Raw genomic sequence first — 23,497 nt, 5'->3', positions numbered from 1 at the left:
ACTATTCCCTATTCCCTCCTTACGTGAGAAAGCAAAGTCTATATTTACGACTTTATTTTCCGAGTGTTTCCGGAAGTGAAGAAAAATTTCAGTAATGGTAAGAGTTGAAAGATTGAGAATTCAAGACTACTGTTTCAAAAAATGCAAGTATTAATAGCTTTAGCCATAAATATTGCTAGTATTTCCCAAGCTATGTTCAGGAAAAAGCTGAGAATATTCCAATCTGACGCTTTTACATACGTCGGCATAGACCAGACATACCTCAATACGAAGTTCTAGTAGTTTTGCCAAACCTTAATAAGCTGGACTCATATCATAACCCGTCGATAGCTAATTGGCAAGCAATTTATTATCTATTTGTGTGGCTATAAGAAAGAATTAAGTAGGTCTATGCATCGCCTACAGATTCAGAACCCAACAATTCTGATTTTGGATCGAGCAACTAGCACTCAATATATTGAGCAAGAACGCCAATTTCAACAGAACTTAATCCAAATTAGTCAATACCTTGCATATTCATCATCTGCCACCGTCTCTCCAGAATTTGTTATGACGACTATATGTTTGTTCTGGACACAGGTATCTTAATTAACAACTAATTTTTTTTAAAAAATAGCGAATAGTAGTCTATTTCAACATTTTTTCAAAAACAAATCTGTATTTACTAGACTTAATCTATTGATTTAAATTAATAGATTCTCGAATTAGATAATTACTTTATTTTCCAGATAATTCTTATTGCTAATACATGGTTTAATTAGTATTGCCAATAATTAAGTATTCTCTTAAATTACCTAAATAAATATTTAATTTTTATAGATTATTTCTATTTAAAAAATTAGAAATAGTTATATATGATATTTTTTTATAAAAGTAACTTTTAAGAATTACTATTTCTAGTTACTGAATAAATAATCATAAATAATTTATAAATTCTCATAAAAAAAACTATAGATTATTATCACAAAAACCTTGTATAGAAAGGTTTATGAGCATAATTAAACAATATTATCTATTGGGAAATATATCAATTTTTTTAAAATCATAGGAATTATATTTTTTCGTAATCCAGTGTAGACTCCTAATTATTGAAGTTATTGTAAATTGCATTTAAAGCAATATCTGCTTGACTCTAGACAATAATAATAGCTTTCAACTGATATTGTATGAGGGGTAAGACCCCTCAAAAATTAGCAGAGAGTGACAAAAGTAAAACTTGCACAAGACACAAGTAAATATTCTAGTATGCTCAGTAAGTTTAGCTTATAAATCTGCTAATCTAGCAGATGACATTAACGAAAAAAAATAGTATAAATACAAATAGTGCTGTTAATTAACAAGGAAAAAGATTTTTTATATTTAGTCTAAAAAATTTGGAAATTTACCGGAAACTCCTGAAAATATTTGTAATAGTTTATACAATCAATTATCTAGAGAAAATTTATTCAATTAGGAGTTGAGAAAGTTTAAGAGGACAAAACTGCATCTACCAATAGCTACGCCGAGACTTTTAAGCTATGGAAGACAATCAGAACTGGGGAAACTTATGTACGCGGCTGTTGATGAATTTTTCCCTCATCAACATCCAACACCGCCCCATTACTGAATCATTTTCCCAAAGTGATTAAACAGCTGCAAAAAGGCTAGTACAGTTTGTAAGCCTCAACAGAAACAGCAACAATCGCAGAAACCGAACTAGTTTACTTTACCCAAGAGAACTAAACACTATGAATCAAGACATTGCTAGCATTAGTAGTAACTTAGATCAGACAATGAAGGCTCAACAATTTGATAAAGTAGTTGAAGCAATTCTTGCCGGAAAGTATTCCTGGGCATGTGTTTTAATGCTGCGTTTTGCTGGTTATAATCCTCTTCATTACATTCCATATCGTACCTATAATCGATTGCTCAAAGAAAACTCTCAAGCGAGCAGGATAAACAAACAGCAAAGTGAAAACATAAAATTGCTTAAACAACCCAATGATTCAAGATCTGAGAGTAATGTATCATCAAGTTCGCTAACCAAAATTAAAGATAAACCTTATCTTGAAGTAGTTGGAAAGCAAAAAACAGAAATCCGTGCTGGTAGTTTAGATCGGAGATTGGCACAGTAAACTAACAAATATCAATCAATAGAATCACAAATAAGCTAAAAAACATAATGGGCTAAGCCCGCGGAGCTAACAGAAGTAAAATATGCTTTATAGCTCCCATTCAGACTTAGCTTACTTAATTCACCAATTTGAAATCCGCTGTATACAGCAAGGTCATTTCAATACTGCTCGGGTAAAGCATTTTTAACTCGGAATTGGGTTTGGGGAAAAGGTTAAAGGTTTTTTCTTTTCCCTTTCCCCCGCCCCTTAACCGACAAGTATTGAATCCTATTTGATTTGTGATAATTGCAATCCCCTGTTCCCCGACTTCTCAAAAAAGTCGGGCATTTGTTTCTCATGAATGATTCAGGATTGTTACATACAGCAGATTTTTCATAAATCTGCCAAAATGGCAAATATATACTGATAAGATTGATAAACTAAAAATAACAACTTCCAGTTAAATAGAGGTGATGCTTGGCAAGCAAGTTAATTTAAAAAATAAAATCAATGATTAGTTCTAAAGATGAAATACATCAAATCGATTATAAAAGTAGTCAGTATTTCATAGAGTAGATAATTTCTATACCAAGACAAACAATTTAACTGTTGCTACTGGTGGTTCTTTTTCCGAGAAAGTCAGAGCAAACATTATTTGGAGAGGTGGCTTCCCCCAATCCAAACCTTATATAGCTTACACCGAAATGCATACGGTGGGAGTGATGCTTATAAAACTTTCTATATTGTGGTTGGTGTTGCTTTAGTTAATAAAGCAAACGCTTAGCACCAACACCAAGAACGGAAATACAAAAGTTACGGTTAAATTGTTGTTAGGGTTGGTAGAACTAGTAGCTACATACGCTTCTCTTTTAACTATTGTAATCCTAGTCCTCCCAACCTGGATTATCTGTAGTTTATAAACTTTCAATTTATATAGCAATTACTGGAAGTTAAAAACTTGAATAGCTTCCGGTTTTTTATTGTAAATAAAAGTAGGTTGGGCAAATTAATTGCCCAACCTACTTTTTGTAGAGTAAATTTAATTCAGAAATGAATTAAATTTTAGCTAATTCAGGGATAGGACGTTTGCTGTTCCGAATTCCTTTAATTGCCTCTGCATAATCATTGGTGTTAAATACAGCTGAACCAGCAACGATCGCATTAGCTCCCGCTTCCAAAACTTGCCAGGTATTATTTGCCTTCAAACCCCCATCCACTTCAATCCAGGGGTCAAGACCGCGTTCATCGCACATTTGCCGTAGCTTGCGGATTTTGGGTACTACACCTGGGATAAAGCTTTGACCCCCAAAGCCAGGGTTAACGCTCATAATCAGTACTAAATCGCACAGATCCAGAACATATTCAATTAGCTCTAGAGGAGTACCAGGATTCAGTACAACTCCAGCTTTCTTACCAAGCTCTCTAATTTGCCCCAAAGTGCGGTGCAGGTGCGGAGAAGCATTATGCTCGCAATGTACAGAAATAATATCTGCACCCGCCTTAGCAAATCCCTCTACATACTTTTCTGGCTCTACAATCATCAAGTGGACATCAAGTGGCTTGGTTGTAACAGGACGAATCGCCTCCACAACCAGAGGACCTATCGTAATATTAGGTACAAAGCGACCGTCCATTACATCAACATGAATCCAATCCGCTCCAGCCTCGTCTATGGCGCGAACTTCGTCACCCAGGCGACTAAAATCGGCTGATAAAATAGATGGAGAAATTACAATGGGCTTTTGAGATAGGTTTTGGGTCATGGCTAGTGGGTTTTCAAGCGTCCTCGTCTGTAAGCATTGTAACCAAATATTGAGCAAGATCTCATAACTTTGATCCCGGCTTTTTTTGGGGAGTTGTTGACTGGAGGATGAGGGAGATGGGGAGACTTGTACTGAGTTTCGACTAGGCGGAAATCGAGCGTTCGCGTAGCGTCTCCGTTAGGAGAAGTCGAGATTCAACTACCGCAAAGCCGAAGTATGGGGAGAATAATAACTCCTCAGTCATCAGTCATCAGTCAACACTCCTAATGCCCCATACCCGATAAAAAATGACAAATGACCAATGACAAATAACAAATGACTAAAAAACTAACCTGGATAATTTGGGGATTGAGTGCTTCGTGTCTAAGTGTGCCGGTTATTGCTTCAGCTTTAGATTCTCCCTTGGGAACTAACGGCATTGACGCTTTGAAGCTACACCAAAATCCTTATAATTTAATCGGTCGCAAGATTGCTATTGGTCAAGTGGAAATTGGCAGACCAGGAATGTTTGGGTGGGATAAGGCAGTGTCTAAAAACCGTGCCATATCTTTAGCAGGGGTGTTCTTACGAAATGGACCAGCTAAGTCTAATAGCAGTGTCGATCCTCACGCTTACAATGTTGCTGGTGTAATGGTGAGTCAAGACAAAGCTATACCGGGAGTGGCTCCGGGAGCGCGACTGTATTCGTCTGCTGTCGGTTCTACTAAAAACATGGGTCAACCAGAAGAGTGCTTATCAGCCCAGCACATAGCGCTACAAAATGGTGGCGATGTCCGTGCGATTAACTTTAGCTTTGGTGAACCTCTGAGCCGCGATCCTCGACCAGAGGCAACTTTAGATGGCAATGCTTTATTAACCTTATGTGTTGACTGGTCTAGTCGCGTTCATGATGTTTTGTATGCGATCGCTGGTAACCAAGGAAAAGGTGGTATTCCTATTCCTACAGATAATTTTAACGGAATCAACGTGGCTTTCTCATCCCGCAGGGGGGGGATTTTTAATAAAGTAGATGTTGCCAATCTTGCGGGTGCTAATCAAGGAGTGAGCGGGCGATTAGCTGGAAGAGAATTTAATCTTGGTGGGCGTCGCGCGATTAGTTTAGTTGCTCCTGGTAATAACATTACCTTACTTAATCCCGATGGCAAATCTAATAAGGTTACGGGCACTAGTTTTGCAGCACCTCAAGTTACCGCTACTGTTGCTTTATTACAAGAACTTGGCGATCGAGAGATACGAAGAAAACAACCCCATTGGAGTATAGATTCTCGGCATCATCAAGTGATGAAAGCTGTATTGCTCAATTCAGCAGATAAAATCCAAGATAGCGGCAATGGTTTGCGCTTGGGAATGACACGGACGCTAATTGATAAACAAAATCAAGACTGGCTAGCTTCTGATGCTTATAAAGATCCAAATATTCCTTTGGATGCTCAAATGGGAGCAGGTCATTTGAACGCATTTCGCGCTTATGAGCAATTTAATGCTGGCGAATGGCAACCATCAGCGGTGATACCGGCTATTGGCTGGGATTATCGCACAATCGATGTTGGAGCTTCTGTTGACTATGTTTTAGCAAAACCGTTAAAGCAGGGTAGTTTTGTCGCTATTACCCTGAGTTGGGATCGATTGGTAGAACTCAACGATCGCAATAAAAACCAGCAATATGATGTGGGTGAAAACTTTCGCGATCGCGGTTTAAATAATCTTGACCTTTACCTGGTAAAAGCTGATGCTCAAAATTCTGATGCTGGTGTTGTTTGCTCCTCAATCAGTAAAATTGATAGTTTAGAGCATATTTTCTGCCCAGTTGCTACTGCTGGGAATTACAAAATCCGTGTCCAGTTTCGTCAAAAGTTAAATGAAGCGACTCAATCTTATGGGTTAGCTTGGTGGACTGTGCCTATTAATTAAAGTAGCAATCGACAAATTTCATCTGTGATAAAAGTCTGGTATTCAATAGACCTCTTGCAAAAGTGCTTTTTGCAAGAGGTGGGTTTGGGGAAAAGGTTAAAGGGGAAGGTGAAAATACAAAACCTTTCCCCCTTTCCCCCGCCCCTTATCCCCTTCTTGGGACCCCACCTTCCCCTTTTCCCGACTTCTGCAACAAGTCTAATGCAACTGAGAAACTTCATACAACAGAATTCAGAATTCTGAAGTCATACCAATTTGAAAATGTTTGCCAGACATGTAGGTTCGGTCTCATCTTTTGACCAAACCTACAAAATCTAATACAACATTTTTGCTTTGCCACAGCAGTAGTCTAAAATACATTTATATAAGACTCATAACTGATTTTGGAAAAACACCCAGAGCAGTCGGGGTGTTGCGGAGTTTCCCCAAACTGCATAACGCTCTTACAGCCTCTCTTAGAGAAGCGTTAGCAACATAGGAGCATAGCCGCCTCAAGCTGAAATTGAGAATTTGTAATTCTCAAAGTTGTGTTTAATTTCTCTGAGCCATTCACTTGCTGTTACAAAAACTGTAACAGTGCAGTTTTTATATTGCAGCAGGTGCAATAGTTAATCATTGACATGGTGCTTACGTCAAGCCTGAGACACAAATTAACAATTTTTGGCAAGTGAGGTAGTAGAATGATTCGTCAGAAATTTAGCGATGCAAAAGAAAATTTTTTGCAAAGGCGTTACGGTGTTAGCTTAGGTAGACGTTATGCTCTAGCAGCTGCAAGTGTTGTACTATTGAGTGTATTAGGCTGTTCTCAGGTCGATAGTAATAAAAGTGCCCTAGCCCAATCTAGTTTACCTCAGCCAGAAACTCCATTGCAAAAAAAAACACTCAAGACTGATACCAAAATCGTTGAATCTAACAATAAATTTGGTTTCAAACTCTTTTCAGAAGTTCTGAAAAGTGATGGTAGTGAAAAGAATGTTTTTATTTCACCTTCGAGTGTCGCGATCGCTTTAGCAATGACCTACAATGGCGCTAGCGGCTCGACTCAACAAGCAATGACAAAAACCCTGGAATTACAGGGGATGAATCTCTCAGAAATAAACTCTTATTACGCAGAGACATTAAAGCAGCTTTTAGACAATCGGGATGCAAAAGTGCAACTCAAGATTGCTAACTCTCTTTGGGCAAATCAAGATGTGAAATTTCAGCCAGATTTTCTCCAGAGAACCCAGGATTTTTATCAAGCCAAAGTTAGCAATTTAAACTTCCAAGATCCTACAGCACCCAGTACTATAAATAACTGGGTAAAAGACAATACTAGCGGCAAAATCAATCAGATAGTTGAAAAAATAGAACCCAATCAAGTGTTGTTTCTGATTAATGCCATATATTTTAAAGGGAATTGGAGTAACGAATTTGACAAAAATCAAACCTCCCAATACCCTTTTCACCTCACATCTGGCAGACAAAAACAACACCCAATGATGTCACAAGAGGGAGACTATAAATACTATGAAAACGAACAATTCCAGGCAGTTAGTTTACCTTACGGTAAAGATGGGAAAGTCAGTTTTTATATCTTCTTACCCAAACAAAACTCTAATCTCCAAGCCTTATCCCAAAACTTGAATTTTGAGAACTGGGAAAAATGGATGACTCAGTTCAACCACCAAAAAGGCTTTATTCGTTTACCCCGCTTTAAAACGGAATACGATATTACACTTAACAATGCCTTGAAAGCTTTAGGCATGGAGGAAGCTTTCAGTAACAAAGCTAATTTTTCCGGCATGGGTAAAAATTTTGCCATTAGCCAAGTTAAGCATAAAACTTTTGTCGAAGTAAACGAAGAAGGCACCGAAGCCGCAGCGGCTACTTCAGTGGGAATAGTAGCAACATCTTTGAGGCAGGAACCAAAACCATTCCGAATGATTGTTGACCGTCCCTTCCTTTGTGCGATTAGAGATAATCAGACGGGAAGCATTTTGTTTATGGGTTCAATTATTGAGCCGCAATGAGGAGGCAGGAGGTATAACAATACCGTTCGGTTAAGGCAAGAGACGCGATAAATAGCCGTCTTTACAATAATCAATCCTTTGTAGAGACGGCGATTTATCGCGTCTTTGCGATCGATGATTTTAATCAAAAAACCTTATCCGAACGGTATTGAATTCGCTTCCAGAACTCGATACCCAGTTGATTATTGCTAAAGAAGTTGGATTGACATCCCCGGAAATATTTACTCCTATTTTGGAGGAAGTTGATAGGTTTCAAGGAATCCTGATGTCAACTATTCAAAAGATGAAGTCTTGAATCCCTCCTGCCTCCTGCCTCCTTAAGGTAATGTCGCTTCCGAAATGCTGAGAGTGTTTTTGGTCTCAGCTTTGGGGGACTCGTTTGCTGCAATAGATGCAGTTATACCCCCTGTAGTGCTGTCGTCAGTTTCGCTAGTTAACCCTCCAAGACGCAAGGCGCTTAACGTGGTCTTGATCACTACCGCTGTGGGTACTGCCACAATTACACCTAATAGTCCCCCAATTCTTGCTCCTGTTAAGACTGAAATTAATATCCAAACTGGGTTTAAACCAGTAAAGCTACCTAAAATTCGGGGAGCAATTAAGTTTTCGAGAATTTGTTGTACGATCACTGCTGCTATTAGAACTCTCACACCCATTGAGAAATCTTGGAGCGCTACCAATAGTGTAGTTAAGGCGATACCCACAGAACCACCGAAGGGTACGAGAGCCATGATGCCAATAGTTAGACCAAATAGCAGACCAAATGGTACTTTCAACCACAAAAAGCTAGGAATCAAGGCTGAAGCCATACAGGTTGATAAAATCAACTGGGTAATAAAGAAATTTTGGAAGCTCAAGCGCACTGTTTTCGAGAAAGGATCTCGAAATTTACTGGGTAGCCATTCTACTAAACTTTGCCAAAGTTCACCCCCATGCTGTAAAAGATAGAAAGTCAAAACCATCGTCAAGAGAAAATCTAACAGACTAGTAAATGTGACCACAGCCAGATTTAAAACTTGTCCGGCGATCGCTTGCAATTCTCCCTTGACGCGATCGTTTATTTGCACTACCAAAGCATCGAGATTTATGGGTAAGCCAAAAGTCTCAGCTTTTTCGTTTAATATCATTAACTGAGAGCGTCCAGAGTCGATTAACTCTGGCAAGCGAGCCACGAGTTGTTGAGCTTGGGTCAGAGCCAGAGGAAAAAGTGTAACACCCAACGCCAATAAAATCGATAAAGCCAAGAGAAATACTAGAATAGCAACTTGCTCTCGCTTTGCACCACGATGCTCCATCCAACTGACGGGGTAGTTGAGCAGAAATGCTAGCACCGAGGCTCCGACTAAAATGACTATCAGGGAATGGAAATAATTAAAAAATACCGAAATTGCCCAACCATTGAGAACTAGCAATGGAGCGAATAGGGCGATCGCCCCTATTCGCGCTATTGGTGTAAATGTTTGCCACCAGTCGAGTAGCTTGCGTGTCTGCATTTTCAGCTGATTGCGGAATAGAACAAGATTAAATCTTTCTTTAAAGTCTATTATCTCTGACTATACGAGTCTTATTCATCCTTCTAATTTAGGAGTTAGACTAAACCCAATGGAAAATTATCAACCAAATGAGACTGGAGAGTGGGTAATGGAGACAAGGGGACAAGAGGACAAGGGGGACAAGGGGGACAAGGGGACAAGGGGACAAAGAAGAATTATTGAAGAAGTCTCTCCCTTATCTTCTGACAATGGCCAATACTTCGGCTCCCTTCTCCTGTCGGAGACGCTGCGCGAACGGCTTCGCTCAGGGCAAGATGCTCAGTACAAGTCCGCTATGCCCAAAACACAGTTGCTTTTACACTTAATTCCGATTATCGGTTTTTTTCCATCTCTGTGGGCTCTCTATCACCGCCAGGGTAATCGGGAACAACTTGCTATTAGTCGTCTGTCTATTACTTTGGCACTCACTTGGCTGTTAGGATATCTATTATTGTCTACCGGAGCAGCAAGTTCAAATTTTTTGACACTACGTTTATTTATCCTTAATACCTTTCTCACATCAGGTTATTTTTTAGTGAGTATTTGGTTGATTTTGCGGCTGACAAAGGGTAAATCTGGCCGTTTACCAGGCTTTAGTACTTTAGCAGAACGAGTAGTTGGAAAGTACTTATCTTAATTTTATCGGATGAGAAATTTTCCGTGTTTTTACTTATTTTTTAAAAAATTACAATTGATTTCTTCACATATCTAGTCAAATCTAGTTTATTATTGCCATACTTCAGTAAAACATCTCCAGATTTACCCAAAAGAAGAAAAAATGCTGCTATAAGTGTTGTCGTTGACACTATATTAAAAAAGCTAGCACTAATAATTAAGAGTTAGGTATTATGGGTTGATTTGTCTGCATATTTTTAGTCTGCAAATTTACCGAATTTGATTAGTGAATAAGTGTGAGGAAGTCTGTGACCATTCAAAGAAGTTCGGCGGAAGAAAACCAATCAGGAAAAGCGTCAAAGTCCAGAAAAAAAATTACCCAGAACTCAAAATCCAGCCGTTGGGTCTGGTTTTGGGTCGGGATGAGTGGGATTGCAATGGTGTCAGCAACAGCGGGGGCTTTGTTAGCAGTGTCTTTGACTAGTACGCCTTTACAGCAAGCCCAACTCAGTCCAAAGGATGAAGCGGTTTTTGATGGCGATCGCATCTCTGGGGGCGTGCTGAGATTTTCAGAATTAACTCGCCCGGTTAATCTGTTAGTGATGGGAATGAGCGTACTACCCCCGGATATCCAAAATCCTCCCGCTGACACCAAAAATCTCAAATACCTTCCCCAAGTCAACTCCTTTGATGGTCTTTCTGATGTAATGCTCTTGGTCAAATTCGATCCGGAGACGAAAAAAATAATTATGCTTTCTATTCCCAGAGATACCCGCACAGAAATAGAAGGGTATGGGGTTAAAAAAATTAATGCTGCTAATGTTGATGGTGGACCAGCTTTGACTGCTAAAACCGTCAGTAATCTCTTGGGTGGGGCGGGAATCGATCGCTATATTCGGATTAACGTTCTCGGAGTTGCCAAGTTAATTGATGCTTTGGGTGGCGTAACAGTCTACGTTCCTAAAGATATGAAGTACCAAGATGATTCTCAACATTTGTACATCAATTTGAAGGCAGGTAAGCAGCATCTCAACGGCGATAAGGCGCTAGAATTGCTACGTTTTCGCCATGACGAACTCGGAGATATTGGCCGGATTCAACGGCAGCAAATGGTCATCCGTGCTTTGATGGATCAAACACTTAACCCAGCTACAGTAGCTCAATTACCTAAAGTTCTTGATGTAGTTAAAGAACACATTGACACTAACTTGACTGTTGAGGAATTAGTAGCACTATTGGGTTTTGGGGTACGGACAAATCGCTCCAATATGCAGATGTTAATGCTACCAGGTCGCTTTAGCGAGAAGGGCGAGTTTGATGCTAGCTATTGGTTGCCAAATAAAAATGGTATTACCAAACTAATGGCTCAGCACTTTGGTTTAGAATCACAACAGGAACAGCTGGCTACTGCGGCTGACCCCCGCTCTTTACGTATAGCAATTCAAGATAGTACAGGTGGCGATCGCTCTAACCTCCAACCATTAATTAGAGCCTTGGAAAAATCTGGATATCGCAACATCTATATAGCCAAGGCATGGGGTGAACCTCTAGAGGTAACTCACGTTGTCGCTCAACAAGGAGATGGTGACAGTGCCGAATCAATTCGGAACACTTTGGGATTTGGAGAAGTGCGCGTGGAAAGTACTGGTAACCTTGGCTCCGATGTCAGTATCCAAGTGGGTAAGGATTGGTTGGAACAAAAATCTATTTTGCAGGAGTTACCGAGTAAATAATTCGTCATCGGCTACACCTCCCTACACTCAAGTCATTCATAATTACTTACTAATTATGATGTTGAACACTTGAGTTTTAACTGACACAAATACATTTCATTTCAATTTTGAATTGTTAATATCTAGCTGATACCAATTTGAAAAAAAATGTGACAAATACAAAAGAAGGAAACCCAGATTTAATGAGGCTTTCTTAATTTTGAATTTTGTTATCTCAGCATAAAACTTTCTCTTCTCTCTTGGCAGTTGTCTCTTCTTTGAGAGAAGGAGAGACGCACTCGCGTTTGAGAAGCTGCGCCAACGCTTAGAGCAACTTTGCTTACTCTTTCCGATAAACAAGCTACGCACAGGGTCTCGTAGAGAGGGTCATTTTGAATTTTGAATTGATATGAGTTCTTGGAGTTTACCTCGTACCATACCATTGGTTAATAATTCTTCGGCTTTAGCTAAAGCCTCTGGCATATTTGGACAAATACCACTCCGCCAAAGATAAAATCCGCTATTCCACAAAGCGGTTTGCATTAATTCCCCTGGTTTACCTGCCAAAACTTCGTGAATATCTGCCACCAATTCTTCAGTAGTTCCAAGGGGTACGTTCTTGGTTGTAAAGCCGTAATCACGAGGTACAAGGTGCAATCTTTCTATCTCTTGACCTGCTACCGATGAAGATAAGCCAATGATTGCAGTGCGATCGCGTGGTAAGTCGCAACTACCTTCCAATCCCTTGACTAATGTAAATTTTGTTACTCTCCGCAGCCCTAGAGCTATCTGAAACATCCCTTCTGTTGGTGGGTGAACAAACCCAGAAATTATATGAGAATCTCCCGCATAAGGACACCAAATTAGCTCCATTGTTGCCAAAGGGGGGCGTTTACCAATTTGGTCGCGGTACTCCCAAATACTTGTAGTTAAAGGAAAATGCTGAGGTAGATAAATAAAGCCAATTCCCGTTTGCTCAAACACTTGCTGGGTTTTTGCTAGAGGTAGGGCAGTCCAATCTACTCCTAAACCCTGCCAAATATCTATTAACGGTAAACCGTACTTAGTTGGTAGGCGATCGCCACCATGCATTACCACTGGTTGTCCAACTGCGGCGAGTAGTAAAGCTGTCACCGGACTAATTGGTGCAGTGCGCGTTCTCCCATCGTAAGGGATGCCCAAAACTATCACTGGTCGCTCAGAGACAATTGGTTGCAGTTTTGGGCCAAGTTCATCATAGGCATCCAACATTCCTGCTAACTCTTCCCCCGTGGGACGCTTGATCCGATGAGCAATCAAAAATGCCCCAATTTGGGCTGGTGTAGCCTCACCCAGTAGCATCATTTTAGTCGCGGTGGCTGCTTGGGCGCGAGTTAAATTCTCGCCTGTGTGGTTTCCGCTACCTACTTTTTGCAGGAATTCCCTAAACACATTGCTCATTTGTCCTTTATCTCCGTTCGTGTAGCGTCTCCCTTAGGAGAAGTTCAGCTCGCCGGAAGCCGACGCTCCGACTTCTCTCTTTGTCTACTGTCATTTGTCCATTGTCCTTTCTGAAAATAACTAATGACACTTAAAGTAGACCAAAAAGTTTTTCCCAAAGAGCGATGCCTGTCTTGAAAAATTCAGAGCGCTAATCAAATCTACGTAGTTTACTGCTCTGAAAGATTTCAAAAAATTAAATATCGAAAGTAGTGTGTAGCATATCATACACTATGATTGGATCGTGGTGTAATCAGCTTTTCAACTTCTTGAGATCTATTTGCCGACAGCATCAGAAGATAAGCAATAATCGATTAACATCTAGACTCAGGAGTTGGTGCATGACCCATGACGCAGACGACACAGCCAACAGACACTTCAGTTCAGGTGGTAACAAACTCAAAGAGAAAGCTTCTCGAAATCAAGTGATCGTGGCTCCATTACCAGACCCGATTGCAAAAAATATTGAAGCGATTATTTCACTTCATGCCCAGGAAGTTCGAGATATTCCGGTCCATCAGCGGATACTAGAAGCGATCGCAAGATTCTTTGGGCGATCGATATTTATGTATAGTTTGCTAGTCATATTGGCTATCTGGATTTTTGGCAGTTTTTTCGATCGCTTTTTGCCATTCGACCTACCCTCCTTTAGCTGGTCAGGTCAAGGCTTAGACGCAGCGTCATTGGTGATCTCAACCGGAGTACTGGTACGACAAACTCGCCAAGAAAACTTTGCCGAACAACGGGCGCAATTGATGCTACAGCTTAACCTGCTCTCCGAGCAAAAAATTGCCAAGATTATTGCTTTATTAGAAGAACTCCGTACCGATTTGCCTGATGTGATAAATCGGCTTGATTCGGAAGCGAAATCGATGCAGGAACCGGCTGACCCGATCGCAGTATTGGAAGCACTCCAGAAAAACTTAGTTGAAGAACTGTCAGCCACAGAAGAAAACAATATGAGTTGAGCGCAGTTTTTTAGTAGACTTTTGTTTCTATTGAAAGACAAAAAATAAAACTTAATGTAGAGTCTTTGTGTCCGAAATCACAATTCATCGTATATTTAACCAGAGGGATAGATATGGCTCAACTGAATGGTGTAATGATGCAGTACTTCCATTGGTATATCCCTCCAGATGGCAATCTTTGGAATGAATTTAAAGATAAAGTCAAAGAGTTAGCTGATGCAGGTGTTACATCTGTTTGGCTACCCCCAGCATACAAAGGAACAGGGGGTGGCTACGATGTCGGTTACGGAGTCTACGATATGTACGATCTAGGCGAGTTTGACCAGAAAGGCTCGGTTCGGACAAAGTACGGCACAAAAGACGAGTATATCGCTGCTGTTAAGGCAGCAAAAGCTGCTGGCATTCGAGTATATGCTGATGTTGTCCTTAACCACAAGTTAGGTGCAGACGAACCCGAAGAGGTGGAAGCAACGCCCTATAGTCCAGACGATCGCAACCAGCCCATCGGTGAGATGCAAACAATTAAAGTGTGGACTCACTTTACCTTTCCAGGTCGCCAAGGCAAATACTCTGATATGGAATGGCACTGGTGGCACTTCGACGCAGTTGATTACAACGTTTACAACGAAGGTGAGAACGCAGTATATCTGTTTAAAGATAAAAAATTTGATGACAACGTTGACCTGGAAAAAGGCGCTTTCGACTATCTTATGGGATGCGACCTGGATATGGAAAGTCCAGAAGTGCGCGAAGAGTTGAATCGCTGGGGTGAGTGGTTTGTAGAAACCACTCATGTAGATGGCTTTCGTTTTGATGCAGTTAAACACGTTAGAGCTGGCTTTTTCCCCGAATGGCTGCAACACTGTCGCCAAAAGGCAGGTCGCGATCTTTTTGCCGTCGGTGAGTATTGGTCTTATGAAGTTGAAGCGCTGCACCATTTCATTAGCGTCACCGGTGGCGATGTGATGTTGTTTGATGCGCCATTGCACTATAACTTTAGCGCTGCCAGCAAACAAGGCAATGACTACGATATGCGGCAGATATTTGATAACACCTTGGTGCAACAGCAACCTGCTTTAGCCGTCACCTTAGTTGACAACCATGATTCTCAACCCTTGCAGTCGTTGGAATCTGTAGTGGAAGGCTGGTTTAAACCGTTGGCTTATGCCTTGATTCTACTGCGAAGTGATGGTTATCCCTGTATCTTCTATGCGGATTACTATGGTGCTAATTACAAGGATACGGGCAACGATGGCAATGAGCATGAGATTTGGCTCGATAGTCATAAATGGATAATTGATAAATTTTTGCACGTTCGTCAAACCTATGCCTATGGCGACCAATACGATTACTTCGATCACGCTAATACAATCGGCTGGACACGCTTAGGAGATGAAGAACATCCTGGCGGTATAGCGGTTGTTCTGAGTAATGGAGGAGAAGGGAGTAAGTGGATGGAAGTTGGGCAACCCAACAGCACATACATTGACATTACTGAACATATCAGCGAACCTGTCACAACGAATGATGAGGGCTGGGCTGATTTTCGATGCAGTGCTGGTTCCGTTTCTGTGTGGGTTCCACAGTCTTAGTCAAGGTTTTAGTAGCATTCATCCAGAAAGTTACCTTTGCCTAAAAGAGTACTTTCTGGAAAAAAACAGACCACTAGCAGTGATGGCGTAGGCGATCGCTCTTCAGGAAAAACTTTTTGGTTTACTGACTTAACAAGCCGATCGCTGCTGGTCAATTTGCAATGGGATATTTTCTCGGACTAGTTGCCAAAAGTGCTTGATGGGGGGAATTTGCAGACGGTCTTGAGTTGTGACCATAACTACGCGCCGAGTCAAACTAGAACTATCTGCTAAACCACCAGTATTATTGCTAGCTAAGGAACGAATCGCTAGGGTAGCGTCTTGGCGTGCTTCTACTAATGCTGATTGAGGTAGCAAAGCTATTAATTCACCTTGGCGTACCACTCCCCGAAAGGCATCTAGGGTATTTACTTCTAAAGCCGCCTGGAGTTTAGCCTCCATTCGCTCAAATCTGTCTTGTACTAAACGCTGCATTCCATAACCATCTTTAAAAACCACTTGGGGATAACGAATTAGCTCCGACCAAGGGACGAATTCATATTGGGCTAGGGGATGATTGGCTGCGGTGAGGACTTCTATCGGTTCATCATAAAGGACTTCCACCACCATTTCTCTGCCAGTGGTTAAAAAGCGATTATTCATCACAATTGCTAAATCTACCAATCCATCTTTGAGGACTTTCAAGGCGCGATCGCTTCCTAATGAAGTCACTCGCAATTGGACATCTGGATAATCATGACAGAATTTTTGCAACACTGGCGGTAAATAAGAACCGCATAGGGAATGTATCGCTGCAATACAAAGTTCTGGCTGCTTTCCAGCGATTAAATCAGCTAATTCTTCTGTAGCAGTGTGCCACTCTTGGCAAATTTTGCGGACGCGGGGTAGCAAACGTTCGCCTCCTAGCGTCAGTTTGGCATGACTGGTTCTGTGAAACAGTTCTATCCCCAAATCTGCTTCTAATGCTTGGATTTGGCGACTAATCGTCGATTGTGTGACACCACATGTTCGCGCTGCTTGTTGAAAGCTGCCGGTTTGGGCGATCGCTAGAAAGGCTTGCAACTGCTCTAAGCGCATTTTTATGTAGCCTGAATTACATTTCTCGGTTTCATTAAGCTAACGGATTTTTATCTCTTATTTAGTCAAGTTTGTTACAGGTCTTCTTTTATAATTTACATTTCTTTAAAAAGAGTCTTATATCCGAAATCCTCAATTATGCCCTTGACATGGAATTTTTCCGCAAATATCGCCAAACAGACTTGATTAATTTATTTCCCAATATGTGAATTTTTAGATAAGATTTTTAATTTATCGTAATCAAGCAGCAGATTATGAGGCTTGAGTAAGACAGCTTTATAGTCAAACTCCAGTAGAACTCATCACTTAATTCCTACTAAGCTGTTACACATTTAACTTGTAGATTTACTTGATGAGTGATGACTGATGACCGTCAACCGTCAACTGTCAACGATTATAAAGAGTGTTTACATAATTTAGACGCATCTCAGCTTACTTTTTCGATTTTTTTCTCTCCAATCGTCCAAAAGAGCCACTAGCTGTGGCAATCTGGGAAACAGGATTTATCAAATCTGATATTTTAGCTACAGCAAATTTACCTAATCAGGTTATGCAAACTCTGTCTACACTCGGCACATCAAATCCTACATCAAGTCAACCTACCTTTGATACAACTATCAAGCGGCGTAAAACCCGTCCCGTAAAGGTGGGTAATATCACCATTGGAGGTGGCTACCCCGTTGTGGTGCAGTCAATGATTAACGAAGACACTCTTGATATTGATGGTTCCGTAGCTGGTATTCGTCGTCTACACGAAATTGGCTGCGAAATTGTCCGCGTCACGGTGCCAAGTATGGCTCATGCTAAAGCGTTAGCAGAAATTAAACAAAAATTAATTAAAACTTACCAAGACGTACCCATTGTGGCTGATGTCCATCACAATGGACTGAAAATAGCAGTGGAAGTCTCTAAGCACATAGAGAAGGTGCGGATTAATCCGGGCTTGTATGTCTTTGAAAAGCCAAACTTCAATAGAACCGAATATACTAAAGCCGAATTTGACGAAATTGGCGATAAAATCCGCGAAACTCTAGAACCCCTAGTAGTTTCTTTGCGTGACCAAGGTAAATCTATGCGAATTGGGGTAAATCACGGTTCTCTTGCTGAGAGAATGCTATTTACCTACGGTGACACACCTGAAGGAATGGTGGAATCTGCCATAGAATTTATTCGCATTTGTGAATCTTTGGACTTCCACAACTTGGTAATTTCCATGAAAGCCTCACGAGTACCAGTAATGGTAGCCGCCTATCGCCTCATCGCCAAGCGCATGGATGAATTAGGTATGGATTATCCCCTACATTTAGGCGTTACAGAAGCTGGTGATGGCGAATATGGGCGGATTAAATCCACCGCTGGTATTGCTACATTACTCGCTGATGGTATTGGCGACACAATTCGTGTTTCACTTACAGAACCACCAGAAAAAGAAATTCCCGTCTGCTACAGCATTCTCCAAGCTTTGGGATTGCGGAAAACGATGGTGGAATATGTCGCCTGTCCTTCCTGTGGAAGGACTTTGTTTAACTTAGAAGAAGTCCTGCACAAAGTCCGAGAAGCCACTAAACACTTAACAGGTTTAGACATTGCAGTTATGGGTTGCATTGTCAATGGACCGGGAGAAATGGCGGATGCTGACTATGGTTATGTTGGTAAAACACCTGGTTATATTTCTTTGTATCGTGGCAGAGAGGAAATTAAAAAAGTCCCAGAAGACAAAGGTGTAGAGGAATTAATTAACCTCATTAAGGGAGATGAACGCTGGGTAGACCCGTAAGAAGAGTAGAGAGTGCTGAGTGCTGAGTGCTGAGTAAAGAATGTCACTTCTTTACTCAGAACTCGGAACTCTTTTGCCCAATCCCCAATCCCCAATTCTTAAAACTTTTGTATAGATGACAACCAAGATCGCCTGATTGTCAAGTATTTTGTTGAAATTAGAAATACATGCTTGACCTCTACAGTAATACCCTGTGTTAGATTGAGCATACTGACTATAAATTTTCCCTCTGACGCAGCTGTCATTATGGTGATTACAAAAAATAGGCTTGTTTTGGCTGCTACGGCAGTGACACTCTCTACGATCGCTGTAACTAGCCTTGGCATTCACTCACGAGGTCAGGCTTTATTTAAAGCAAGTCCTAAAGAATTAGTAGATGAAGTTTGGCAAGTTATTGAGCGTCAATATGTAGACGGTACTTTTAATCAGGTAGATTGGCAGGCTGTTCGTAACGAGTATGTGAAGAACAAGTCCTACAGTAATCAAGAAGAAGCTTATAAGTCGATTCGGGAAATGCTCAAAAAGCTAGAAGACCCGTACACCCGATTTATGAACCCAGAAGAATTTAAGAATATGCAAGTTGATACCTCTGGAGAGCTTACAGGTATTGGTATCACGATTAGTCAGGATGAAAAAACCAAGCAACTAGTTGTAATTGCACCAATCGAAGATACACCAGCCTTTAAAGCTGGTGTTTTAGCCAAAGATGTCATCCTCAAAATCGATGGCAAAGATACTAAGGGGATGGATACCAATCAGGCAGTATCCTTGATTAGGGGTGAAGCAGGAACCCAAGTCAGCCTAACTATTCAGCGTGACGGTCAGACAAAACAATTTGACATCAAACGGGCGCGAATTGAAATCCATCCAGTTAAATATTCCCAAAAGAACACTCCAGCAGGTAACCTTGGCTATATTCGCTTGAACCAGTTCAGCGCTAATGCTGGTAAAGAAATGCAAACTGCCATTAAAGATTTAGAAAGCAAACAGGTAGCTGGATACATCTTAGATCTGCGTGGTAATCCAGGCGGTTTGCTCTTCTCTAGTGTAGATATTGCTCGGATGTGGATAGATAAAGGTAAGATTGTCTCTACCGTTGAACGCCAAGGAGAGGCAGAAAAGGAAGAGGCAAACGGACGAGCCTTGACAAACAAACCTTTAGTTGTGCTAGTAGATAAAGGTTCAGCTAGTGCAAGCGAAATTCTCTCAGGGGCTTTGCAGGATAATAAGCGTGCTACTTTAGTTGGTACTCAAACCTTTGGTAAGGGACTGGTGCAATCAGTGCGTCCCTTGGAAGATGGTTCAGGATTAGCGGTAACAATTGCTCATTATTATACCCCCAACGGTACAGATATCAATCATAAAGGCATTGAGCCAGATGTGAAGGTAGATTTGACCAAACAGCAGTTGCAGGACTTGTGGCTTCACGAACGTGACAAACTTGCTACCCTCGCAGATCCCCAATTCGCGAAAGCAGTAGAAGTGATAAGTAAAAAAATTACTGCTAAGGGCACACCCACAGCAGAAAAATGACAAGTTACAAGGGGCATTGGGCGTTAGGAGTGCTGAGTGCTGAGTTAGGAGTTTTGTTTATCCCCTTGTCCCCTTGTCCCCCTCATCTCCCCATTCCCTACTCAAACTGGTTGGCACTTCCCAGTTCTAATTAGTCCGACACGACGAGCGATCGCTTCTCCTTCGGAACTCAAAGGTCCCCACTGTTCTATAATTTCTGGATTGTTCTCCTGTACTTGGTCGCTAGAGACTATTTCACAATTACCAGCAGAACGCTTGACAATATACCAGCTTTGTGTATTTTCCATGTTTTCAGTGAAAATTTTCTTTTTTACTGTGAAAATTTTACGGCATACAGAAAACATCTTCGCGCTGACAAAGCAGATTGCTAGAATCAGCATTAAGAATCCTGTTGGACTAAGCTGATGCCTTCACCGTTTCCAGGGATGAACCCCTACCTAGAAAATCCGGAACTCTGGCCTGAAGTTCATAGTAGATTAATTATTGCGATCGCTGATGCAATTGCTCCTCAATTACGATTGGACTGCAAGAGCAGATTCCAACTTTTTTGTTACCTCTACGTCGAGGTGATAGAGAACCGTTAGTAGATTTACAAGCATTGATGCACAGTGTATACGATCGCGCTGGGTTTGATTTGGCTATAGACTACACTCAAGAACCAGTTCCATCCCTTCCAGAAACTGATATTACTTGGGCGAATGCATTATTGCAACAGCAAGGATTAGGTTAAATGCAGATACAAAAAATTAATAGTTCAACAGAAAAGAAATTTTAGGGTTTTGAGTTTGCTGTTTCTGGCTGGATTATAATCGGCACTCCACCTTTTTCCGAACCAATAATTACAAGCTTAGAATTATTAGATTGAGCTAGCTTTTCTGTGGCTTCAATCGCTCGTAATTGCAATACTTGATTCGTGAGTCCAGCAGAAATAATTTTTTGAGAATCAGCTATGCCTTGAGCTTCAATACGCTTTCGTTCTGCCTCTTGACGCTCTTTTTCTAAAACAAATTTCATCTGCTCGTTTTCTTGCTCTGTCTTGAGTTTGTTTTGAATTGCAGCTTGTAGAGTATCAGGCATTTTGACATTTCGTAAAAGAGCTTCTTCAACAATGAAACCCAACGCAGGTATCTCCTGAGTGAGTTGTTGGTCAATTTTTTGGGCGATTTCTTGGCGTTTGGTGGAGTAAATTGCACTGGCTGGGTAGTTTGCAGTGATCGCGCGGACAGTTGAACGGAATCTAGAAATTACCAGTTGTCTTTCATCAGTTCCAATTGTTTTATATACTGTAGCTGCCTTCTGAGCATCGAGCTTGTATTGAAGGCTAACATCAAGATTTAGGCTCAAACCTTCTTGGGATGTTACATCTACGTTTTCCTTTATATCCTTAAGGCGAGTGGAAAAATTCAACACCTTGCTAAAAGGGTTCAAAAAATGGACACCAGGATTAAGACTAGTTTCGGAAATCTCCCCAAAGAAATTAACGACACCAATATTGCCTGGTGGGACAATCACCAAAAGCCGAGAAATAGAATTTAGTACTGCAATACTAGCAATCAATATCGTAATTGTGCGTATTGCTAAACGTGACCTTTCACCAGATATTCTACCTGTATTAAGATAAACGAGAATTGCAATCAGACTAGTTAAGAGAGAAATTATAAAGCTCATAAGTTTTGTATGTGTGGTTAAGACGGATATACGGCTTGCTGACTTAAAGAGGACGAGATTAACCAATAGCAAAAGGAAGCTTAATGTTTTTGTATTGTCCATAAACTCCAGCATTAGCAGTTGGTAGTTTGACACTCAAGCTGAGTGCAGGAAGCATTACAGAAAATACACCAATCAAAGCTAAACGTCGTATGTTCATCATTAACTGTCAAAACTTAAATAACTTAAAAGAATCAATAGAAAGCGAAACAACAGTATATCTGTGATGACTTTACTCTTGAGCTTGCCATATCTGTTTCACTTTGGTTTCAATGCTACTCGGAGGCTAAGATTTTCTCTTTCAGAGAATCTACGTAGCAAGCACAATAATTGTATATTTTTACGCTAATACTTGGCTAGTGAAAATTTTTAACCTTTTGTATATCTTGCTGTATTAACGCCGTGTGCAACTTTCTCTCAGACCTAACCCCCAACCCCTTCCCTACTAGCGTTGGGGAGCAAGTATCAAAGCCTCTCTCCGAAACGGAGAGAGGAATGGAAGTGGGGTTTCAAAAATAAGTCGCACATCGCGTGTATTAGCCAAAATGGGGAACAGTTACTAATTAGTCTTAATTATTTTTGTATAAAAACTAAGCTGTTACGTATTTAATTTGTACATTTACCTGATGAGTGATGACTGTTAATTGTCAACAGTCAACAATTAACGACTATCAACAGTGTTTATATACTTTAGACGCACATCAGCTTATTAATCTCTATATCTCAGAGACAGTATCTCGTTGCCTGATAATTGGTTTGGGGAAATTAGAACTTCCTTTTTCTTTGCTTTTCGATAAATTTCTACCTGCTTTCCTTGAGTAACTCAGATATAGGGAGGACGAGGGGGAATAGGAGAATAGTTGCTGAGAACTCAGAAGTTTTCAATGACTGCCAACTTTCGCTAAATTGGAAAAAGAAAAACTCAAGGGAATTTTAAATGTCAGCACAATTGTTACTGGTAGATGATGAACCAGGGATACGGGAAGCCGTGAAAGATTATTTGCAAGAGAGCGGTTTCAGCGTTCAAGTCGCCAGTAACGCCCTTGAAGGTTGGGAATGGATGCAGCTGAATACACCTGATTTAGTGATTTCCGATGTGATGATGCCCCAGGTGGATGGCTATCAATTCCTCAAGCAACTGCGAGAAGACCCCCGTTTCCAAGCACTACCAGTAGTATTTTTAACTGCTAAAGGTATGACAGGCGATCGCATCCAGGGCTATCATGCTGGTGTTGATGCCTATTTACCCAAACCCTTTGACCCAGATGAGTTAGTCGCCATAGTCGAAAACTTGCTAGCCCGTCGCGCCGCTAAGTCCGCAACTACAGGAAATGATTCTGAAACCCCTGATATTGCTGAACTAGCCAATCAGATAGCCCAAATCAAGGCATTGTTAACTCAAAGAAATGCGATTTCCCAATCTCCAGCCCCTTTCAAAATTGATTTGACTCCCAGAGAACAAAGTGTTTTAAACTTGGTCGCTGAAGGGTTGATGAACAAAGAAATCGCCCGCCGCTTAGAAACCAGCGTCCGCAACGTAGAAAAGTACGTTAGCCGTTTATTTAGTAAAACTGGCACTAATAGCCGTACAGAATTAGTTCGTTTTGCTCTAGAACACGGACTAGCTAAATAAGTATTGGGTATTGGGTATGGGGCATGGGGGTAAAACAGTTCCGTTAGCAGTAGCTGGGCGTTTAACCTGTGTTAGATTACAAGTCTTGTTTAT

Annotated in this window: 20 protein-coding genes and 1 pseudogene; 14 read left to right on the top strand and 7 right to left on the bottom strand. The window is 40.9% G+C overall.

The annotated features are described in order from the left end of the window. Positions 1 to 390: 390 nt before the first annotated feature. Together ACFG4S_RS03045 and ACFG4S_RS03040 are read left to right on the top strand one after the other, a co-directional pair. Positions 391 to 588: a hypothetical protein gene (locus ACFG4S_RS03045; protein ID WP_392533401.1), complete on the top strand. Its 198-nt coding sequence runs from the start codon at positions 391 to 393 to the stop codon at positions 586 to 588. Positions 589 to 1,727: 1,139 nt separating this feature from the next. Further along, positions 1,728 to 2,108 (top strand): annotated as a pseudogene (locus ACFG4S_RS03040) (HetP family heterocyst commitment protein); the annotation flags it as partial. 1,040 nt (positions 2,109 to 3,148) lie between these two features. Here the strand turns inward: ACFG4S_RS03040 and rpe are convergent. Beyond that, positions 3,149 to 3,856: a ribulose-phosphate 3-epimerase gene (gene rpe / locus ACFG4S_RS03035; RefSeq protein WP_392533400.1), complete on the bottom strand. Its 708-nt coding sequence runs from the start codon at positions 3,854 to 3,856 to the stop codon at positions 3,149 to 3,151. 315 nt (positions 3,857 to 4,171) lie between these two features. Here rpe and ACFG4S_RS03030 point away from each other — a divergent pair, with 315 nt between their 5' ends. The 3 genes from ACFG4S_RS03030 (at position 4,172) to ACFG4S_RS03020 (ending at position 8,074) form a co-directional block, all read left to right on the top strand. After that, positions 4,172 to 5,767, top strand: a complete 1,596-nt coding sequence (locus ACFG4S_RS03030; protein ID WP_392533399.1) for a S8 family serine peptidase — start codon at positions 4,172 to 4,174, stop codon at positions 5,765 to 5,767. A 680-nt stretch (positions 5,768 to 6,447) separates the two neighbouring features. After that, a complete protein-coding gene (locus ACFG4S_RS03025; protein ID WP_392533398.1) occupies positions 6,448 to 7,779 on the top strand; it encodes a serpin family protein in 1,332 nt (443 codons plus the stop codon). A gap of 148 nt (positions 7,780 to 7,927) precedes the next feature. Further along, on the top strand, positions 7,928 to 8,074 hold the full coding sequence (locus ACFG4S_RS03020) for a hypothetical protein (RefSeq protein WP_392533397.1): 147 nt from the start codon (positions 7,928 to 7,930) through the stop codon (positions 8,072 to 8,074). 22 nt (positions 8,075 to 8,096) lie between these two features. Here the strand turns inward: ACFG4S_RS03020 and ACFG4S_RS03015 are convergent, their stop codons facing one another. Further along, the gene (locus tag ACFG4S_RS03015) at positions 8,097 to 9,272 is read right to left on the bottom strand and encodes an AI-2E family transporter (RefSeq protein WP_392533396.1); all 1,176 of its coding nucleotides are present in this window, start codon (positions 9,270 to 9,272) and stop codon (positions 8,097 to 8,099) included. A 334-nt stretch (positions 9,273 to 9,606) separates the two neighbouring features. On the opposite strand from ACFG4S_RS03015, the gene ACFG4S_RS03010 reads away from it, so the two are divergent. Both ACFG4S_RS03010 and ACFG4S_RS03005 read left to right on the top strand, forming a co-directional pair. Beyond that, on the top strand, positions 9,607 to 9,948 hold the full coding sequence (locus ACFG4S_RS03010; RefSeq protein WP_392535892.1) for a hypothetical protein: 342 nt from the start codon (positions 9,607 to 9,609) through the stop codon (positions 9,946 to 9,948). Between the two features lie 286 nt (positions 9,949 to 10,234). Further along, complete coding sequence (locus ACFG4S_RS03005) at positions 10,235 to 11,659, top strand: LCP family protein (protein WP_392533395.1); 1,425 nt, start codon at positions 10,235 to 10,237, stop codon at positions 11,657 to 11,659. 366 nt (positions 11,660 to 12,025) lie between these two features. On the opposite strand, the gene ACFG4S_RS03000 is transcribed toward ACFG4S_RS03005, so the two are convergent. Beyond that, positions 12,026 to 13,078 carry an anthranilate phosphoribosyltransferase family protein gene (locus ACFG4S_RS03000; protein ID WP_392533394.1) on the bottom strand — a complete coding sequence of 351 codons (1,053 nt, stop codon included), beginning with the start codon at positions 13,076 to 13,078 and terminating at the stop codon, positions 12,026 to 12,028. Between the two features lie 380 nt (positions 13,079 to 13,458). On the opposite strand from ACFG4S_RS03000, the gene ACFG4S_RS02995 reads away from it, so the two are divergent. Next, positions 13,459 to 14,085 carry a DUF1003 domain-containing protein gene (locus tag ACFG4S_RS02995; protein WP_392533393.1) on the top strand — a complete coding sequence of 209 codons (627 nt, stop codon included), beginning with the start codon at positions 13,459 to 13,461 and terminating at the stop codon, positions 14,083 to 14,085. Positions 14,086 to 14,198: 113 nt separating this feature from the next. After that, a complete protein-coding gene (locus tag ACFG4S_RS02990; RefSeq protein WP_392533392.1) occupies positions 14,199 to 15,677 on the top strand; it encodes an alpha-amylase in 1,479 nt (492 codons plus the stop codon). Between the two features lie 129 nt (positions 15,678 to 15,806). On the opposite strand, the gene ACFG4S_RS02985 is transcribed toward ACFG4S_RS02990, so the two are convergent. Further along, positions 15,807 to 16,754, bottom strand: a complete 948-nt coding sequence (locus ACFG4S_RS02985; RefSeq protein WP_392533391.1) for a LysR family transcriptional regulator — start codon at positions 16,752 to 16,754, stop codon at positions 15,807 to 15,809. 550 nt (positions 16,755 to 17,304) lie between these two features. On the opposite strand from ACFG4S_RS02985, the gene ispG reads away from it, so the two are divergent. Further along, entirely contained in the window at positions 17,305 to 18,531 is a 1,227-nt protein-coding gene (gene ispG / locus ACFG4S_RS02980; protein ID WP_392535891.1) for a (E)-4-hydroxy-3-methylbut-2-enyl-diphosphate synthase, read from the top strand. A 246-nt stretch (positions 18,532 to 18,777) separates the two neighbouring features. Further along, positions 18,778 to 20,064, top strand: a complete 1,287-nt coding sequence (gene ctpC / locus ACFG4S_RS02975; RefSeq protein ID WP_392533390.1) for a carboxyl-terminal processing protease CtpC — start codon at positions 18,778 to 18,780, stop codon at positions 20,062 to 20,064. A gap of 101 nt (positions 20,065 to 20,165) precedes the next feature. Here the strand turns inward: ctpC and ACFG4S_RS02970 are convergent, their stop codons facing one another. Next, positions 20,166 to 20,351, bottom strand: coding sequence for a DDE transposase family protein (locus tag ACFG4S_RS02970; RefSeq protein ID WP_392533389.1), 186 nt, complete (start codon positions 20,349 to 20,351; stop codon positions 20,166 to 20,168). A 117-nt stretch (positions 20,352 to 20,468) separates the two neighbouring features. Between ACFG4S_RS02970 and ACFG4S_RS02965 the strand changes: the two genes are divergently transcribed. Together ACFG4S_RS02965 and ACFG4S_RS02960 are read left to right on the top strand one after the other, a co-directional pair. Further along, complete coding sequence (locus tag ACFG4S_RS02965; RefSeq protein ID WP_392533388.1) at positions 20,469 to 20,648, top strand: DUF4058 family protein; 180 nt, start codon at positions 20,469 to 20,471, stop codon at positions 20,646 to 20,648. Next, a complete protein-coding gene (locus ACFG4S_RS02960) occupies positions 20,612 to 20,794 on the top strand; it encodes a DUF4058 family protein (protein WP_392533387.1) in 183 nt (60 codons plus the stop codon). The genes ACFG4S_RS02965 and ACFG4S_RS02960 overlap by 37 nt, the downstream gene beginning before the upstream one ends. A gap of 41 nt (positions 20,795 to 20,835) precedes the next feature. Here ACFG4S_RS02960 and ACFG4S_RS02955 read toward each other — a convergent pair whose 3' ends face one another. Both ACFG4S_RS02955 and ACFG4S_RS02950 read right to left on the bottom strand, forming a co-directional pair. After that, positions 20,836 to 21,732, bottom strand: a complete 897-nt coding sequence (locus ACFG4S_RS02955) for an SPFH domain-containing protein (protein WP_392533386.1) — start codon at positions 21,730 to 21,732, stop codon at positions 20,836 to 20,838. Positions 21,733 to 21,790: 58 nt separating this feature from the next. Further along, on the bottom strand, positions 21,791 to 21,934 hold the full coding sequence (locus tag ACFG4S_RS02950; RefSeq protein WP_392533385.1) for a hypothetical protein: 144 nt from the start codon (positions 21,932 to 21,934) through the stop codon (positions 21,791 to 21,793). A gap of 774 nt (positions 21,935 to 22,708) precedes the next feature. Here ACFG4S_RS02950 and ACFG4S_RS02945 point away from each other — a divergent pair. Further along, complete coding sequence (locus ACFG4S_RS02945; protein ID WP_392533384.1) at positions 22,709 to 23,404, top strand: response regulator; 696 nt, start codon at positions 22,709 to 22,711, stop codon at positions 23,402 to 23,404. Positions 23,405 to 23,497: the final 93 nt, after the last annotated feature.

Source organism: Nostoc sp. C117 (assembly GCF_043099735.1).
In the GTDB taxonomy this organism is placed as follows: domain Bacteria; phylum Cyanobacteriota; class Cyanobacteriia; order Cyanobacteriales; family Nostocaceae; genus Nostoc.
Note: the sequence above shows the minus strand (reverse complement) of the source record. Positions and strands in the feature narration are given on the sequence as shown.